Origin of the sequence: Glutamicibacter ardleyensis (assembly GCF_014644555.1) — a bacterium.
GTDB lineage: Bacteria > Actinomycetota > Actinomycetes > Actinomycetales > Micrococcaceae > Glutamicibacter > Glutamicibacter bergerei.
In genome coordinates, this window is sequence record NZ_BMKX01000013.1 from 21,329 (window position 1) to 38,219 (window position 16,891).

A 16,891-nucleotide genomic window follows, 5' to 3' on the forward strand; every position below is an offset into this window, starting at 1 on the left:
TCGTGAACTGACAGACCTTTCGCTCAAATCTCGCGAAGCAACAAGACACAATTCGGCCACGAATTTTTGTGCTTGCAACCAAAATATTAGGCAGACAGACTTTTGCCTTATAGTCGAACCAAATTTCAACTAACCAGGAGCGAGTCTATTAAAAGGTGAACCCTATATTTATCGGATATTTATTAAGGGGTCCGATAATCATGTTTCACGATCGCAACGGTTTGGTAACAAAAAATGAAAAAACTGTTCAACGAGCAAAATTTCAGTAAGTATTATTGAATGAATTACACACAAGCAGTCGGGAAAAAGCGGCTCCCTAGAAAAATTATGGCTTTCTGTCTTGCCATTACCCTGTCCTTGGTATTTTTGGGACTTTCGCCCTACAAAGCAGATGCTGCTTGGATCGGAAATATTACTAATGTTACAAGCGTTAGTTGGGTTCCCCATAAGAAGCAAATAAAGATTCAGTATAATAACGCTCGCGAAGTTCCGAAACAAGTTGGTCTACACGCAGATGTTGGCTTTGCTATCTCGTCACGAGGCCCTAGCTTAGGAAGTAAAAGTCTTGATCGCGGTAAGGGATCACATGTTGAATATATGTCGGTTAAACCTTGGACAGCAGTCGCCAGCGTCAAGATCTCCATCCCTCGGCTAAGTAGCGTTTCATACAACGTGCTCATGGCACCTGCAGCCCACACCACGAAAAAAACCGTCAGCGCCGCGGAAGCTGTAGGAACCGCCGTCGTTATGCACGTTCCAGGGATTATCCTGACCTTCGCTCCACAATCGCGCTGGATAAAAGCCGTAGGTGCGACAGTGCTGGGTTGGTCAGTCTTCAAAGATGTTAAATCGTCGTTGACCGGAACGAGTTCAAAGAAGTGTCCTAAACTTGCTAAGGGCCAAGTCATTACCACCAAATCATGGTTTACACAGTCCGGGAATAAGGTTCGGCACCACACAACTACGAAGGTGTGGACAAACACTAGCAATTACAATAAGGGCAACACCCCGGCCTGTACGGTAAGCTCTTCTTACGTCTACGCGTAGTAAAAGAATAGTTCGAGGCACTCAATATGAAAAAGTTTTCCCCTCTACTTGGCGCGCTCGTCGGTTTTTCTGCCGGATATTTTAGTTGGTTAGAACTTTTTCAAGCTTTTGAGAGTTCGATAGGGCAGAGTATGCTCACCATGCTCCTTGGATCGAATGAATTTGTAACGCTACTCGCCGTCGGAGCGACGGCTCTTATCCTCGGACTAACATTTGCGGGGGCCGCAGGTGCAAAAATGCTGGCCTCGGCGTTTGAGAAGATGAAGAAGTCACAATCCACGGTGCATTAGGAATCATAAAAGGCGGATTAAACGGTGAACCCGACTGCATAGGAAGGCAGTCGGGTTCGGTTTGTTTCCAAGGAAATGAAGTTAGTTTATTCTCTCTTGCGCAGCTTAGGCATGCTTCTCTAGGAATTGGGTTCTGAGTAAGTTCTGCCCGAAAGTTCACGCTAAGGCGTTCGCAACCTGTGGAATGGGTTCCAGGGGCAGTTGATTTTCTAAGTGATGTGCAGGCCGTGGGATTCAGCATATTCCCCGACTAGACATTCGCAGTGTACCTTGACCGCTTCTGTTAGTTAGACGATGCCGACTTGTCAGTGGTTGGTCGCCACTGGTAACGCACAACCACTCCTAGACCCGTACCTGTCACTGTCGAAAGATACGACGTGCAGCTCTCACCGTTTGCCCGACGCAGCGGAAGCGTGACGTTGGGCATTTCACTATTTAACAAGCCCCGTCTCCGCCAGGATCGACACCGACATGTCGTTAGCGTGAATTTCCGTACCGATCTTTCTTAAACCTCTAGGCTGAGCGGAGTGCCGCAATGTTGAGGAGCCATGCTGAACTTTGTCGACCTCTTGGAGCAATGGTTGAAGCAAGTTTCCGCAACCACTTTCACTCCCGTTGTTCAAAAGCCGATAATTTTGATTACGTAAAGCAGGCTTTACTTCATTCGGCTTAGTCAGATTTAGCGCGCTATAGGACCACAGCGTATGCGTATTAGCTATCTGCTTTCTTGGACCAATGCTCCATGAGCTTTTGCTGGGCTTGTCGCTCTGTGAGTTCCGCGATTTCCTGCGGTTGAAGATGCAGTTGCTCTTTCAATGCAACTTCCATCCATTCGGGGAGTACTGATTCCCGGGATGGTTCGGCGGTTACCTGAACCGATTCATACAGCCTGCCCAATTGGGTGATAACGTCTTTGAGCGGTCGGATTTTTGGGTCATTGCCCATCCGAGCGACCCGTGAAGTCAGTTCATCGTAAACTTCGCCATCCGAACGAGCTCCCACCGCCCACACCTCGGAAATATCAAGCACCGGAATGCCAGAAGAATCTTCGGTAATGCGCCAGACGATTCTCCAGTCCCTGTCTCCGACCACTAGTTTACGAAAACCTACCAAAGCACCCAGAAGAGGTTCGCCGGCAGTAGACGATTTTTCCAGAAGCAACATTTTTTTGAAAACTGCACGCAGAATACTGGGATCTTTTTTGTGTATTCGATATAGATCGCCAACTGCGTCTTCGGTCAGCCGGACGATGCACAAGCGCTGCTGAGGTTGGTTCACGAAGTCTCAGTCTCAGTCTCAGTCTCTTGAGCGTTTTCCTCTTCAAGTGTTTTGCGGTCCAAATTGAAGAATTCCATAGCGCGGTCCAGATCAGTGCGCACACCGCTATCGGTGGCGAAACGTGCCATGACCAAGGCGGCATCGCGAAGTGTCTCCCGGTCGTGTCGCAATTCAGCGATCTCCCTAGCCGAGACGACTTCTGCAACGATTTTTCCGTGACGCGACAGAGGGATCTCGCGGCCTTTTTCTGCCGCAGCAACAAGAGCTGAAAGCCCTGTCCGGGATGCTTCTGTGATGCTGAGAGTAGTCATATAAAAACTATATAGTTTTCTACATAGATTCTCAACCTGTTATTGGAAGGAAGATATTTTTGAGTCGTCATAAGGGCGGCACAGGCCATGCTGGCATGCGTCGGAGAATCACTGCTTGCTCCGCTTTGAATTCTCTTTGAAAATTTGAAGATCGAATGCGAAATATGTGTCTGAGCCTTAGCATGAGAGGTAGGTTCTGTGGTTGACCGAAGAGCGTGGGGACGTTCCAAAAGGCAAACTGCTTGAGTGAAAACACGGTGGTTTGCGTTGAGGCCGCGATTAGGAACCTCATCACGAATTCGTGGTGAGGTTCCTTTAATTCTTATTCGCATGCCCGAGCCCAGAATCGTTTGTTTTTATTAGCAACGCCACCCGCTTCAAGGCTTACCCCGGTAAAGCCTTGTTTCATGATCCTTGAGAGCACATCGTGTGCCGTTAGATCGTTGACTGTAGTCCATCGGTCCATCCCGTTGGGAAGAAGGACGGGACACTGTGGAACCCTCGGGCCGCCATGCTGCCTGAACTCGAAAGGTTCTATTTGCGCTTTGCAGGAAGCGCTCTTGAGCCGTTGCAAGGATTTTCCGATTCTTCATTACCTGGGAATACTTCACGTTGATTCTTGCGGGCCTTCTTTTGATCTCTCCACCGGCAGCCGGGAAGCATTCCAAATGACGTTTCATCCCTTATCAGAGTTTGCTTTTCCCACGCCTTGGATCAGACTTAGCAGACACCATCATTTTGATATAAGGAGGAACTATGGGCGGACTGCAAGGATGGCACTTACTTCTGCTACTTTTCATTGCTGCGATAGTCATTGTAGTAATCGTTGTCGCAGTAACATCCAGCACTAAAGCTTCCCAGCGCAATTCCCGGCAGGTAGGCCCACATGGAGAACCCTTACTCGGTGCCCAAGTTGGGTACAACATGGAGGGTCAACCGATCTATCAGCAGAGCTCGCCGCCGAGCACAAATGTCTTTGCGATTCTTGCCCTTATCCTCGGACTAGTGACGGGATTTTTCGGTATCATCTTCGGGCATATCGCACTCAGCCAGATAAAGAAGACAGGTCAACCGGGGCGCGGCATGGCTCTAGCCGGGCTGATCATCGGTTATGTCTGGCTGGCATTCTGGGTTGTTCTGATACTCGGATCTCTAGCTACACACAGCTAATAAGCAAAGTTTGTACCTGAAGACCCCCTTTTTTGTACGGTTCGCACCGGTTTGTTTCGAAATGTGAGCCTGTTAAGTAGGTCTATACCGCTTGGTGACACCCCGCATATTGTCTCTAAGCGGTACGGACCCCATTCCAGATGTTTATTGCTCTGTGAACTATCGCGATATGTGAGTATTCGCAGCGGCTCCTGTCCCCCTTGATTTTGAGCCGATAACCTCCGTTATGTCAAGTTAAGGCTTTTGTATTGTCAGATGTCAGATAGCCGTTGAAGGTACTCAAGGTCCACGCATCCGGTATTCCCATTCCATCAACAGGGTACTGCTACACCAAGTTCTATGTTCCTCTAGATTCAGCGCACCACACCCGGTGGGGCGCTGAAACTATTTAAGGAGGAACGATGGCCAATTACCGTGCCATCATGCGCCTACTCGTTCAAGGACACAGCTACAGCGATATCGTCAGAACTGAGAATTGCTCTCGACGAGCTATCGCCAGCGCAAAGAAGACCCTGAACGACCACCACCTCACAACTCCGGATCAGGTTGACCGTCTGGGCGAGGAACAACTGGATCTGTGGTTTCCCGATGGGCGATCCCAAAAATCCGAGGCGTTCGACCAGCCTGATTTCAGCACCGGTGCTGAAATCAATGAAGTTCGATCGGAACTCCACCTTGCAACGGGCCTGGCAAACCTACGTGGGCAGTCCGTCAGCGCAGAAGAAATACGGGTATTCGAAATTCTGCGAGTTATTCGCTGCACACGTGAGAACCCACGACTTGGCGGCAACGATCCACCACGAGCCAGGACGGGCCATGCAGGTGGACTGGGCAGGGCAAACCCTCACCGTGACTGATTTATTTACGCGAAAGCCTTCTAAGGCGTATCTGTTTGCCGCGGTGCTCCCGTATTCGGGGTTGGTGTTCGCGAGAGCGTCGTTGACGATGAATCTTCAAGCATGGATTGAATTGCACGTTCAGGCACTGGAATATTTTGGCGGCGTCCCGCAACTACTTATTCCGGATAACGCCAAGACCGCAACATACCGGCCCACTCGCGGGGACAGACAACGAGTGCTCACCGACAGGTACTCACAATTGGCCTCGCACTACGGGATTGCGATCGTGCCGGCCCGAGTGAAACGGCCAACTGACAAAGCCGCCATTGAGCGGGCCGTGCAAACAGCGAATACTCGAATCATCGGCTACCTCAGCAGTGAGCTCTGGTCCACGATTGACGAGCTGAACGCGGCCATTGCCGCGCAGGTAGAAGAAATCAATGACCTGAAGAATCCTCAAGGGATCACCAAACGCGAAATCTTCGCTGCGGACGAGCGCTCGCATTTGGGTTCGTTGCCTGAGCAACGGTTTACCCAAGTGACATGGAAACAGGTGAAAGTCGGACGGAACTATCACATCACCACCGACTACCAGCATTACTCGGTGCCTTATCGATTGGCAGGTCAGAGTCTCAAAGTCCGGCTGACGGACCTGCGCGTCACGCTGTTCGACAAGGAACATGTGGTTTGCGAGCACCCGCGTAAATACGGGCGTAAGGGCCAATACTCAACGTTGAGTGAGCACGTTCCGCCCGTTCATCGAAACATCGCCAATCTCTGGTCCCGGGCGTGGTTCTTAGACCGGGCGCAAGGGTTTGGGCCGGCGACCAGTATGGTGATCGCTCAAGTCTTGGACCGGCATGCTGTTGAAGCCCAAGGATATTTGGATTGCCAGAACATCCTTGATTCGTTGGGCCGCAAAGGCAAGGCCAGATTGGAAGCCGCGTGTCAGCAGGTGCTGAACATCAATGCTGTTCCGACCTACACAACCCTCAAACGGGTGCTGGGAACAATCACGAGCGACAACCAAGTCCAAGAGGCACCTCCGGCGGCACTGAACACGCTCAAGCCCGAGGTTACCAACGGAGATCAGGACGTTTTCGTACGTGACGGTTCCTACTACTCGGAGGAGTTCTAATGACAGTTTTCACCAGTGAAGACTATGAGAAGTTCCGGACGTTGCGGATGACGAAGGTCGCTGAACTTCTGGATGAGCTGCTTAACGATGAGTCCAATGAATTGGTGGCACCTGAGGTGCTGATTCGCCAAGCGGTCGATCAGGCTTTGGAAATTCGCCGGTCCAACAGGATTGAACGGTTGATCGCGCACGCGCATTTCCCTTTTGCTGATGCGGCTATTGAAGAGTTGGATTACAGGCAAGACCGCGGTGAATTGAACAAGGTGAGGATGAGCCGCTACGCGACCAACGATTGGGGTCGGGACTCGGTGAACGTCATCATCACGGGGATGTCTGGTTCGGGGAAAACCCATCTGGCGTGCGCTATCGGGATTGCTGCCTGCCATAACGGCCATAGCGTCCGGTATTGGCGGATGGATGATTTGAGTCTGAAAATACTCAGCGTTCAAAGCGATCATATCGCTCACCGGGAGTTGCTGGATCAACTCAAGGACGTGGATTTGCTCATTTTGGATGATTTCCTCACGGTCGGTATCGATCCGCGTGCGACTAATAATTTGTTCGCGATCTTGGCGGACAGGGATCGGCGGCTTCCGACGATGGTATTGGCTCAAAGTGGGCCGAAGTATTGGCTGGATATGATTCACGACCGAGTCGCGGCAGACTCGATCGTGAATCGACTGGCTCAGAATTCTCGACGTATCAGCCTTGGTTCTTTTGATATGCGCCGTGAACAAACTACGAAGAATCGCCAGACGGGAGATCACTGGGATTAAGCAGTAGATCCGCGCTCAACGATACAGGGCGCCGGTAAACGGGGAGCTGACCATTGGTGGGAGTGCAGCGGTGGCCAGTTCCCAATCCATGGAACACCGATACCGGTTACATGGACTCGCGGTACCGAGAACGGCTATCTGACAGTCAGATCATGCGAACTTGCGGTCCCTCCACAGTTTATTAGTGACGCTTCTATGAGTGGGCTACAGCGATGTCTTCTAGCGTTTGCCCTTCGTTGTCCGAAGCCACAAACGTGACATTAGAATTAGCCTTCAACTATAAAATGGGGGAAACGAATGGAATTGACTGAGGGCGACTACTTTCTTGGGGCGGTTCAAAATGTACTACACAGCGGATCATCGGCCACTGAAGCTGACCTTCTAAGCGCCGCAGCATGCCAGTATCTACGGCATGGGCCAGCAAGTGTTGAGGAAGTATGTGCCGCAACTGAGCGCATTTGGCCAGATTCGCGACCAACCATAGAACGAGTCGAAGCGGCATTAGATGTTAGCCGCGAGTTGGGTCTAGTCTCGAAGGTTGACGCATCCGCGAATTGGCAACTTACGGCAAATGGGCTCGCAGACATTCAACACCATGATGGCTGGGTCAGCAATCTGCGTGAGCGCACATCCGCTGAGATTAGGGCGAGGTCTAGACAAGGTTTGGGGGTAGAGCCTGACTCCAACGAGGCTCAACTCTGGCTTGATGCCCTTTTCGCAGCTCTCATTCCAGCAATTGCCAAATCACTGACGATCCATTTAGGTTCAGCAAAATCTTTAATTGAGGGAAAGGCTCCATCCAAAATTCTAGATCCTCAACCTGCATTGGATTCGCTTTCAGCAGCCAGCCCGAGACAAGAGATCGTAGAGTTTCTTCAATCATTAGCGGTGAGCGCCCTCGACCCGCTGGATCCTTTTGGCCGAGAGATGGTAACTCATATCGCCACTGGAGCTGTGCTGCAGACCTATGTAGCAGGAGCATCTGGTGCGCAGCTTTCATCGTTGCTCGGAAAACCAGAGCACCAACGTGCCATTATTGATACCCCATTCCTGCTCGAAATGATTGGTCCCAGACAAGAACAGAAAGACGTGGAGAAGACTATCCGTCGAGCCGTAAAGGATGGATGGGACGTAATTGTTCCAGAGCATTCGATAGAAGAATTGAATGAGTTAGTTGAACGAGAGATACCCAACCTCAGGAATATATACATCGAGGCTAGTAAAAGCAATACCCGGTTGGATTTCTATGCCGGCCTGGTAGATGATCAATTCCATGGAATGGTAATAATGGCCCTGCGTGAGGGTACTTATAAGAGTCTCGATGACGTGGTCGTAGCTGCGAAGTCTTTAACGAAGCGCCTAAACGAAATGGGCGTTGTAGTGCGACACCACGGAAACGGGATTTCACCCGATCGCAAGGAGTCCTGCCATAATGCGCTCAATGAATACCTGAGTCAATTTACTCGGCAAAGATCGTCTAGGGTCGTTCTTCGGGATGCGGAAACTCTAACAATGGCTTGGCGCAGGAGACGACGAGAGTCTTCAGCAAATTGGCCAGGGGCTTGGATTATCACTACTGATCGAGCTATGAATCACGCATATGGTTCGGTGTCCAATGACAGAGTGCCGATCACGCTAACCCTTGCTCAATGGACCACTGTTCTATCCATTAGCGCAGAACCTGAAGAACTTTCGGGGCTTGCTAGCCTTGCAGCAGGGCAATTCGTTGACGAAGCAATCTGGGATTTGCCTGCTCGCTTTCCTAAAGAATTTGCTATAAAGCTGGCAACTCGCCTATCCCCCGAGCAGGGGGGTTCTAATTTGGATCTATACCACGCGCGTCTACATAACCTGCCAGAAATGCTCGATGAAATTGCCCAGAACTCAACACCTTCCAGTCTTGCGGCTGAAGTCATGGCTTCCCGCGCCCGTAGACTTAATGCATTGAATGATATCGACCGTTCATACAGGAATGAGCAAATCGCTTCGGCCTACGTTGATGTCACAGACGCTCAAGCCCGCGAGTTAGAAGCTCAAAGAAAATTGAACCATGCTGAACAAGAGCGCCAAAAGCTAATGCAGGAACTTCAGACCGAACAGCGGGCTAGAACTGAAGAAAAAAATCATGCAAATAGGGACAAAAAGAGATTTAAACGTATACTTATTAGTATTTTAGTAGTTTTTGTTGCACTTTTATCCTTTGTGATTTCGCTTATCTTCGGTGGAGTTTCTGTGGCAATAATTTCTGGAGTTGCGGTACTTGCCTCTTTGGTTCTTACCATCAGATGGTGTAGAAATCTGGACGAGAATTTGAATATTATTGCTTGGTCTATCGGCGTGGACCTTATCGGGTTCATTTCAGCTGTCCAGTCGCTTCTTTCGCCGTAATGAATATACCTAACGACGTCTTGCAAGCTATGGGTTTTGAAGCACTGCAGTTATGAGACACTTTCGCTCGGAACAACACAGCTTGGCGAGGTGCCATGCACAGGAACCCTCCAGATACTAGGTCGTTTTGCCGACGTATCCATGGCATGCTCCAGTGCTTGATTGACTAACTCGCGGCGGGCGTCGTACCCGGTCCGAATTTCAACCGCACTAGAAATGAGATTTCGAGGTTAGAACGTGGGAGAGGATAGCTAGATCACTCGCTCCAGGATCGATTCTTCTGCGTACTCAACACGGTCCACGTGCGCAACTGTTGTCCCGGCTCCACGATCGAGCGTAACGCGCACCAGCGATTGGGTGGCATCACTCGGTGCGAGTGCCAACGAGAGGTAGTCGAGCAGTTCCGGCTGATGAATCGCGATCACCACTTGGCGTTGGTGCACGAAAGCAAGCTGACGAATGATGGCCGCAAAGTTCGCAACATGGATGTCGTCCATAGACTGCACCGGATCATCGAAGATGAGCCATTGAAGCTCGCTTGGTGCGGACAGGTGCAAGGCCATGAACAGTGCTAGCGCAGCGGAGTTGGTATTGCCGTAGCTGAGCATGGCTCCGGGACTTCCCGAAATTGTCCCCCCAGGCAGTTCGGTCTCAAGACTCACATCCACTGACCGGCTCGACTCAGTTTGTTTTACAAAGCGGGGAGTGAATCTTTCTGATGGAGCGAAGCGGCCGAAGAGCTGGGCCCATAAAGAATTCAAAGATTGGTCGAAGACCTCGTTGATTAGTTTGGATCGAGTTCGTTCAGCGATTTGCAGGACCTGACGAGAACTCGCCATCCGTGACTCGGCCGTCGACAGCTGCCCCTGTAACGTTGATATCCTTTGCTCGGATTCTCTCAACTCCTGGTCCAATTTCATGACGTAGCGTTGCATATCCTCGATGGTTTCGCGTGCATCACGTTCGCGATGCCGCTGAACCTCTGCATCGCGAATCAGTCGTATACGCATCGCGATTTCGCTCTCAAGCTTTAATTCCGGTTCCTGGACAGGGAGATCGTGGACGGGCAGACCCAGCGCCAGAGCAACCTCGGCGACTCGGTCAGCCAAGATGGCACTTTCGGCCGCGTGAGCGGCCAACTCAGCGATACTCGCCTGGGTCGACTGAAGGTTGCGCCTCAGCCGGTTGCCTTCGGCGACAGAATCGTTAAGTCCATTGAGGCGCCGGATTGTCTCGTCCATGGGCTCGCCCTGCTGAAACCATGGAAAGCTTTTTTGAACAACGACCTGTTGCACCTTCGCGAGCCGTTCCTCCCGGAGCTTTGCCAGCTTTCTTTCTTCAGCCATTAGTTGACTTGCGTTCGCGCTCAACCGGTCGAGCTTCGCAGCGAAATGCTCCGCGAGCGAACCAGCTCCAGTAAATTGCTCGTCGCAGACCGGGCAATGCTCCGAGCCTGCAATTGGGATAGTCAGTTCGAGGATCTCAATCAGAACCCTCACGTCCGTTGAAACCTCGAGCGCCTGAGACCTGGTCTCAACGGCCGCGATTTCTTGATCCAGTTCCCGAATCCTCTGGTCCAACGAGCCTATTCTTTCGGCACGTTCGCGGTCCGTGGCGACCGCCTCCGCGTATAGGCTGTCAGCAAACGCAGCACGCTCCACGGCTTCGTCGTAGGCATCCGCCAAATGCCCGATTGTGGCCGCTGATAGGTTTAGCAACGTTTCCCGAATCCGGTTCAGTTCGGAAAGCGTTGCGTCTCCGGTTCCCGCCTTCCACGTCTCGAACGCGGTCTGAGCTTCTTCAGCTCGAACCGTTTCGAGCTTGTCGTTTTTGTCCGAGAAGAGGGCGGCGGCTTGCTTCCGCATACTGGCAATAGCGTCGACCCTAACCTGCAGTTCCCCTAGTCGGGCAAGCTCAGCCCGGCTAGTCTCTGATCCTCGACCATGCTCGGTTGACGTGCTCAATAGCTCGTTCACGTCGCTCAAGTCTGGATCGCCTATAAGTTCACGAAGCAGAGAGACAGCAACGCCAAGCTGCGACCTGGCAGTATCTAGCTTCGCAGTTACCTCGCTCTGCCGCTGCTGCATGACATCGAGTTCTTCTGCTCCCCGGATCCAGCCGTGAACTATTTTCTTGCTTCGCCTCCGGTCTCCTGAAGCATGCAGTCCTTCGATGAGGGCGTCGAGATCATCGAGGCCCACGAGGGCCTTCACGAAGCGAACCAACGCAGTGTCTACCTGCTTACCGGTCTCCGTATACGACTCCAGCAATCGCCCCAGTGCGGTTTGGGGAAGAAAACTTCGCTCCAAGAAATAGGTCTGCTCTGCCGGCGTCAGCGCAGCATTCCCAGTAACTTCGTCGCCGTTCATTTCGTACGATCCCACGCGAGTGACATTGCGATGGTCGGCGAGAGATAATTTAACGCTCCCGTGTGGGAAATCATGATTTCGGAGAAGCGAACGCGTGTCTCCTTTTTGTTCTTCTAAGAAACCAACTCGGCCCGTAGCGCCAAGTTCGATGGCGCTCAAGAGGCTAGTCTTTCCTGCACCGTTAGCACCGTGGACTAGTGTGATCGAACCGTCCAGCGGGATCACGCACCGCCCAGAAATACTTCGAAAGTTCTCGACAATGAGCTCTTTTAGGCGTAGTTCAGACATCTGAGCTTCCCTTGTTTAAAAATGATTCTTCGAGCCAGACACGATAACGGTCAGTCACCGCACCTGCCCCTGCCTCTGCGGCGTGGATGATTCTCATGAGATCGCGTGTGGACTGATTTTTGCCAATGGCGATTACCACATCAGCGATTCCGTCAAGCTGGGAAGTAGCGGTAACAGGCAACCGGAGCCGCAGAAGCGGGCCGATCATACGTTCTGTTGCTAACGACCCGTCCACCACTAGCACCCTAGCGAGTTCGAGAAGTTCGCTCAGCCCGGAATTCTGTGACGGCTCGCCGATCAAGATCACCGTCACGGTGCGGCGTGAGCTCGCCGAATCTAGCGCCCGCGCCAAACGTTGAACAAGCCAATAGAGTCGTAATTCGGACTCGCGTGAATCAGGCCGCTCGATGATCATCGACAGATCCATGTTTTCCTGCGGGCTCTCCCACAGATCTGAAATTTCTAGCTGAATATCGCCGACTGTGACCTTATTGGACATTTCGACGTATCCGTTATCCATCAGAAGACGAATTACCTCTGATCGAAGCTCTTCCCGGAACTTGGTGCTCTTCAAAGCCCAGCACCAGTCTCGAATCGAACCATAAGGTCCTCCATATCTATAACCGAATCAGAGATCTCGCTCCACGCTACCTCACGACGTTTACGCACCTTCCTTCCACGGCCGATTCGTCCCGTGGGCGATCGTGTCGAAGCTAAAGAGCCAAGTTTCATCTGCAGCAGAACCATGTCGTCGTGCCCGCTAATCCAGTCATCGCTCGCCATGACATCGATTGCCTCGCTAGCCCCGTGTACGACGACCAGAGTTGTCCCGGTGGATGCACGCCTGCGTGAAACCAGAATTCGACTGCCCTTTTCTTCGCTATGTAGCGAGACACGCCAACGATTTTTCTCCTCACCAAAACCGATCATTCCGACTGCCACTGCGAGAAGGTCGAGTCCCATAGCTACGACTGCGAATCCAGTTCTGATCTGGCTTCTGGTACCTCTAGCAAAGGGAACGTATTGAGTAGCTCCGACAGTGGCGGACCCAAGATACGTCCTCAAGAAGTCTGAATACCCGTCGAGAAGGAAGTCTGCCAGCGCCGCCTCGTCTCGTCCAAACGCTATAACGATTCGCGATATGAGGCGGCGGATTCCCCTTTCCAGACTTTGCAGCATGTTCATCGGCAGATTCTGGTGCTGCTGGAGGGCTGCCGCGAGCTTTGACGCGAGCACTTCGATGAGTAGGGCCGCCGTGACCGGGCCGGCATACGCGCCAAGCGCCGATTTCTGAAGAATACTCGGGCGTTCGCGTCCATAGTCGTCGCCGTATGCTACCTCAAGTACGTCTCTCTGGCTGGGCAGCACGGCAGGTTCAGCGAATAGGTACGCCGGATGAGTGTCGTCCCATGGCCACGGGCTGCGACTTGCTGAGGCTTGGAATATGGTTAGCAGATCGCTGTCCTGTACTGAAAGTCCAAGTACGAGCGAGCGCGTTCGTGTGGTCAGGTCTCGCAGGTGGTCCCGCATGTGCTCATATGCAGGGTCACCGTGCAACCTGCTGATCTGAGCAGTGGTAGCGATGATCTTGTCGCGATACCGCACGGAATCGTTCAGTGCAAGAACAGCGCATCCATGAAACTTTGCGATCTCGGCATGGCCTTGAGCATCTCTCGGATCATTAACATCGACATAGACGTCGAGTAGCGAGCTCGTCGCGGAGATGTCTGCGAGAGCTTTCTCTACTAGGCCATCCCAATTTCCAGATGCGAGGGTGGTTACGACGCCTTCGGAAATTAACATGGCGAGAATCTTGTGGGTCGGTCCAGGTTCGAGATCTGGATCCCCATACAGAATCGGTAGACCTGCACCCTCGATGAGCAGATAGTCGTTCGGTTTCCCGGCGACTCCGACGCCCAGCACCTGGCTGTATCGCTCGCGGAGAACCTCAAGCGCAGCTGGCTCCCAACCTATTGGGTCGGCTAAATATCGCTGACGCTCTTCCGCAAGGTGGGCATCGAGAATCTCCAGCAACGCTTCCCCATGATTACTAGCGTCGGGCTCCCCGGAGGCCGCTCGATCTCGCAGGAAACGCAGGACACGAGAAATCAGTTTAACTAGGTCAGGTACCTGATAGCGGGATATCCCAGACCCGAGCCATACGAGCCGCTTGCCGTCAGCAACATCCTCAATTAACTGTGAATGGTTTGCTTTAAGTGACCTCCATGCTTCCCGCATGCATCCCCCTCGCCCTTAGCGCAGGCCAACCGTCATAAATGCGCTGAGTATATCTTGTCATGAGTCCGTAAGGTAGTTCGTCATGGCCCCACCACTCCGACACGTCTTCCGCATCGAGATGGTAGTTCACACCTTTCAACAGTCAAGTGATATTGCCCGCCAAAGTGACTATCTGCAGACACGATCCTGGCCTCGCAACCCAAGGGTTGCAAGACGTCTCATTGACTCTCACTTCCCCAGCTGAAAAATGTTGAAAAATCAATGGTCCTAAATTCTCGCAACTATGTGTTGCAACCAGTGTCATAGAATCATGTTGACACCATTAGTTGCGAGACACTTTTCAAGGATTCCATGACCAAGCTGATCGGATACGCCCGAGTATCAACCAAAACCCAAGACGCCGACCGGCAAATCCAAGACCTGTTGGCAGCTGGCGTCCGCCGCGATGACCTCTATATCGACCACGGCCTATCAGGTGCGCTGAGTAAAAGACCAGGGTTGGACAAAGCCCTCGACTCGCTGCACCCGGACGATACCCTGGTGATCACCACCTTGGACAGACTCGGACGCTCCACCCAGAAAATGCTCGACCTCGCCCAAGAACTTCGCGAACGGAATATCGGACTACGGGTACTCAACCTCGGCGGCGGCGATGTGGATACCAAGACACCCATGGGAGCTATGGTCTTCACCGTCATGGCCGCACTCGCCCAAATGGAACTTGAGATCAAACGCGAACGCATCAACGACTCCGTCACCAAACGCCGCACCACCGGAGGGGACCTCGGCGGCCGGCGCCCGACATTCACTGAATCGCAGATCCGTACAGCTTCGAAACTTATTCAGGCCGGTGAACCAGCGACCCAGGTAGCCCGAGATATGGGAATGTCCCGGGCAACGCTCTACCGCAGAATCAAGGCTCTGGATTAAACAGACTTGAACCTTTGACCGAAGCAATAAGATTCACGCTATCCACTGCCCCATGAACCAAAACCCGGACCCGCTAACGCCGCCACGGGACAGGCACTAAAGTTCTCTGGCGCGCCGTACGTTCCTCACCCCGACAACGATAAACAGCACAGGGACTATGAGAAACACACCAGTAAAAATCAGCACCAGCAAGACGCCGCGGGGCATCTGCCCGGCATCAAGCTCTTTATAGGCATGTTGCAGAACAAAGTCTTCAGGATGCTCAGGATCGTAGTAGAGCTCCACTGCATCTCCTTCACGCCAGAATGGTTTAGGGTACTGATCAGAAGAGGCAACCTTGGAGGTGGACAAGAAGTCCCTTGTCCGGGTTTGGGTATGTTCTACACGACCCTCAATTTTTTCACTACTATGCTCGTACGTGATGAAAGCACTCGTCGTGGTGGTGTATTGACGTGACCCTTCCCGTGCCCTGCGTGATGAATGTTCCACTGCGACGGACCCAATGATGCCGATGGCCGAAACACCTTCTGATCTCAACCGATCGTAACTGCGTTGTTCCTCAAACTGACCCATAAATGCGACAGCACCAACAAATACGATGACCACAGCCAGTCCCAGACCGATCCATCGGAATACACCGGTGCGTCGCGCAATCCGATCTTTATCCCAGCCAGGAGCGAAATACCCGTTGCCATAGCCGTCATTGCGATACCAATTGGTGGTGTTGCTCATTTCGAAAGCAAACTTGGACGACGTTTGCTGCTCAGAACGTCGCCATCCTGCAGGCGGTTCAAACATCGCAACTCCCTCATCTTGCGAGGCGACGGTTTGAGATTTTTTAGATTTGTCAGGCACGGATGGGATTCACTTTCATTGTGGTGGCGACGTCCTAGTTTATTCAGGGGGTGTTAGCCAAAGGGAATTGTCATGATAGCTCTTCCCTTCCCGCAATGGATCCGGACAGCTCGTCCTCGTACTCGACGCTTAGCGAGCGCTTATGAGTTGGGAGGTGGTCTGCGCACTCCGAAGGAAAGCAGCAAAAACAGAAGAACCGGACGCAATCCGGGCAGCAGCCGGCCGCGCCAGCGGACACCCGTTTCCAGATAACGAGCAACAAGATAAAGTGGAAACTCAGGGCGGCGGGCGGAACCCTTTAGCTCAAACTCGCCGCCCTCTTCAACCCATGCAACTGTTCAAACCCTGCACGTTAACTGTCCGGATCTAATAGATGCATATCAGCTGTTGCCGTGCCTTGCTGCAACCTAAATTCTGTGAATTAACTGAATCTCCCCATGTAGGCCTATGTTGTTCCAGATGATCGGTTTATGATCGAGATGCGAACTCACACAGCGCACATAACTGAATAACCTTTTCGCGAGGTCGAGCAAAGCGTTCCGGGGATACTCCGGAACGCTTTCTCACATTTTCGGCCTTTCAGGCCAAGTACATCACTCTCTAATCGCTCCATGGTTCCCACCTAGAAATATGGGGTTAAGTCCCAAAATGTGTGTATGGAACTCACCGAAATCGCGCATCATAGTATTGTCACCACAGCAGGGTCTAACCACCTACGCAGGAATAACCAGATATACCCCTGGATTCCAAGAAATCCTTGGGGGCGCAAAGATCTCATCTCGGGCTGGGAGCCCTGCGCCTTCTTGGGGGAAAGACGCAGGGCCTGCCACTGCTCAAATTCATTTTGGGGAATAAATTTGAGATACCCAAAGTGGCACTATTCGATGTTAACAACACACATCAGATGTAAGAAATTTGGGAGCCTGCATCGCAGGTTGCCAGGGATTTGGGTATGCACCGTTCAATCCTGACAC

13 protein-coding genes are annotated in these 16,891 nt (G+C 52.2%); 7 read left to right on the forward strand and 6 right to left on the reverse strand.

The annotated features are described in order from the left end of the window. The first annotated feature begins 279 nt into the window (after positions 1-279). Both IEX04_RS17480 and IEX04_RS17485 read left to right on the forward strand, forming a co-directional pair. Positions 280-1,047: a hypothetical protein gene (locus IEX04_RS17480; RefSeq protein ID WP_188687363.1), complete on the forward strand. Its 768-nt coding sequence runs from the start codon at positions 280-282 to the stop codon at positions 1,045-1,047. A gap of 26 nt (positions 1,048-1,073) precedes the next feature. After that, positions 1,074-1,337 carry a hypothetical protein gene (locus IEX04_RS17485; protein ID WP_188687364.1) on the forward strand — a complete coding sequence of 88 codons (264 nt, stop codon included), beginning with the start codon at positions 1,074-1,076 and terminating at the stop codon, positions 1,335-1,337. A gap of 711 nt (positions 1,338-2,048) precedes the next feature. Here IEX04_RS17485 and IEX04_RS17490 read toward each other — a convergent pair. Together IEX04_RS17490 and IEX04_RS18905 are read right to left on the reverse strand one after the other, a co-directional pair. After that, positions 2,049-2,615, reverse strand: a complete 567-nt coding sequence (locus tag IEX04_RS17490) for a type II toxin-antitoxin system RelE family toxin (RefSeq protein WP_188687365.1) — start codon at positions 2,613-2,615, stop codon at positions 2,049-2,051. Further along, on the reverse strand, positions 2,612-2,926 hold the full coding sequence (locus IEX04_RS18905) for a type II toxin-antitoxin system Phd/YefM family antitoxin (RefSeq protein ID WP_229677222.1): 315 nt from the start codon (positions 2,924-2,926) through the stop codon (positions 2,612-2,614). Before IEX04_RS18905 ends, IEX04_RS17490 begins: the two co-directional genes overlap by 4 nt. Before the next feature lie 756 nt (positions 2,927-3,682). Here IEX04_RS18905 and IEX04_RS18910 point away from each other — a divergent pair. The 4 genes from IEX04_RS18910 to IEX04_RS17515 all read left to right on the forward strand — a co-directional run bounded on the left by IEX04_RS18910 (position 3,683) and on the right by IEX04_RS17515 (position 9,237). Beyond that, positions 3,683-4,096 (forward strand): DUF4190 domain-containing protein, encoded by a 414-nt coding sequence (locus IEX04_RS18910; protein ID WP_229677223.1) that lies wholly within the window; start codon positions 3,683-3,685, stop codon positions 4,094-4,096. Between the two features lie 651 nt (positions 4,097-4,747). Further along, positions 4,748-6,073, forward strand: a complete 1,326-nt coding sequence (gene istA / locus IEX04_RS17505; protein WP_229677237.1) for an IS21 family transposase — start codon at positions 4,748-4,750, stop codon at positions 6,071-6,073. Beyond that, positions 6,073-6,849 (forward strand): ATP-binding protein, encoded by a 777-nt coding sequence (locus tag IEX04_RS17510; protein ID WP_188687367.1) that lies wholly within the window; start codon positions 6,073-6,075, stop codon positions 6,847-6,849. Before istA ends, IEX04_RS17510 begins: the two co-directional genes overlap by 1 nt. Positions 6,850-7,146: 297 nt before the next feature. Further along, positions 7,147-9,237: an AAA family ATPase gene (locus IEX04_RS17515; RefSeq protein ID WP_188687368.1), complete on the forward strand. Its 2,091-nt coding sequence runs from the start codon at positions 7,147-7,149 to the stop codon at positions 9,235-9,237. 251 nt (positions 9,238-9,488) lie between these two features. On the opposite strand, the gene IEX04_RS17520 is transcribed toward IEX04_RS17515, so the two are convergent. From IEX04_RS17520 to IEX04_RS17530, 3 genes are all read right to left on the reverse strand, one after another. Further along, on the reverse strand, positions 9,489-11,894 hold the full coding sequence (locus tag IEX04_RS17520) for an AAA family ATPase (protein ID WP_188687369.1): 2,406 nt from the start codon (positions 11,892-11,894) through the stop codon (positions 9,489-9,491). After that, positions 11,887-12,393, reverse strand: a complete 507-nt coding sequence (locus IEX04_RS17525) for a hypothetical protein (protein WP_229677224.1) — start codon at positions 12,391-12,393, stop codon at positions 11,887-11,889. The genes IEX04_RS17520 and IEX04_RS17525 overlap by 8 nt, the downstream gene beginning before the upstream one ends. Positions 12,394-12,464: 71 nt before the next feature. Continuing rightward, positions 12,465-14,132 (reverse strand): SIR2 family protein, encoded by a 1,668-nt coding sequence (locus IEX04_RS17530; protein WP_188687371.1) that lies wholly within the window; start codon positions 14,130-14,132, stop codon positions 12,465-12,467. A gap of 351 nt (positions 14,133-14,483) precedes the next feature. On the opposite strand from IEX04_RS17530, the gene IEX04_RS17535 reads away from it, so the two are divergent. Next, complete coding sequence (locus IEX04_RS17535; protein WP_188687372.1) at positions 14,484-15,062, forward strand: recombinase family protein; 579 nt, start codon at positions 14,484-14,486, stop codon at positions 15,060-15,062. A 96-nt stretch (positions 15,063-15,158) separates the two neighbouring features. Here the strand turns inward: IEX04_RS17535 and IEX04_RS17540 are convergent, their stop codons facing one another. Further along, positions 15,159-15,917 carry a DUF3592 domain-containing protein gene (locus IEX04_RS17540; protein WP_188687373.1) on the reverse strand — a complete coding sequence of 253 codons (759 nt, stop codon included), beginning with the start codon at positions 15,915-15,917 and terminating at the stop codon, positions 15,159-15,161. Between the last annotated feature and the right edge of the window lie 974 nt (positions 15,918-16,891).

Bases quoted from the DNA above. Each gene is read 5' to 3' on its own strand.
- IEX04_RS17480 (WP_188687363.1), top strand. From the start codon at position 280: ATGAATTACACACAAGCAGTCGGGAAAAAGCGGCTCCCTAGAAAAATT.
- IEX04_RS17485 (WP_188687364.1), top strand. From the start codon at position 1,074: ATGAAAAAGTTTTCCCCTCTACTTGGCGCGCTCGTCGGTTTTTCTGCC.
- IEX04_RS18905 (WP_229677222.1), bottom strand. From the start codon at position 2,926: ATGACTACTCTCAGCATCACAGAAGCATCCCGGACAGGGCTTTCAGCT.
- IEX04_RS18910 (WP_229677223.1), top strand. From the start codon at position 3,683: ATGGGCGGACTGCAAGGATGGCACTTACTTCTGCTACTTTTCATTGCT.
- istA (WP_229677237.1), top strand. From the start codon at position 4,748: ATGAAGTTCGATCGGAACTCCACCTTGCAACGGGCCTGGCAAACCTAC.
- IEX04_RS17510 (WP_188687367.1), top strand. From the start codon at position 6,073: ATGACAGTTTTCACCAGTGAAGACTATGAGAAGTTCCGGACGTTGCGG.
- IEX04_RS17515 (WP_188687368.1), top strand. From the start codon at position 7,147: ATGGAATTGACTGAGGGCGACTACTTTCTTGGGGCGGTTCAAAATGTA.
- IEX04_RS17520 (WP_188687369.1), bottom strand. From the start codon at position 11,894: ATGTCTGAACTACGCCTAAAAGAGCTCATTGTCGAGAACTTTCGAAGT.
- IEX04_RS17525 (WP_229677224.1), bottom strand. From the start codon at position 12,393: ATGTCCAATAAGGTCACAGTCGGCGATATTCAGCTAGAAATTTCAGAT.
- IEX04_RS17530 (WP_188687371.1), bottom strand. From the start codon at position 14,132: ATGCGGGAAGCATGGAGGTCACTTAAAGCAAACCATTCACAGTTAATT.
- IEX04_RS17535 (WP_188687372.1), top strand. From the start codon at position 14,484: ATGACCAAGCTGATCGGATACGCCCGAGTATCAACCAAAACCCAAGAC.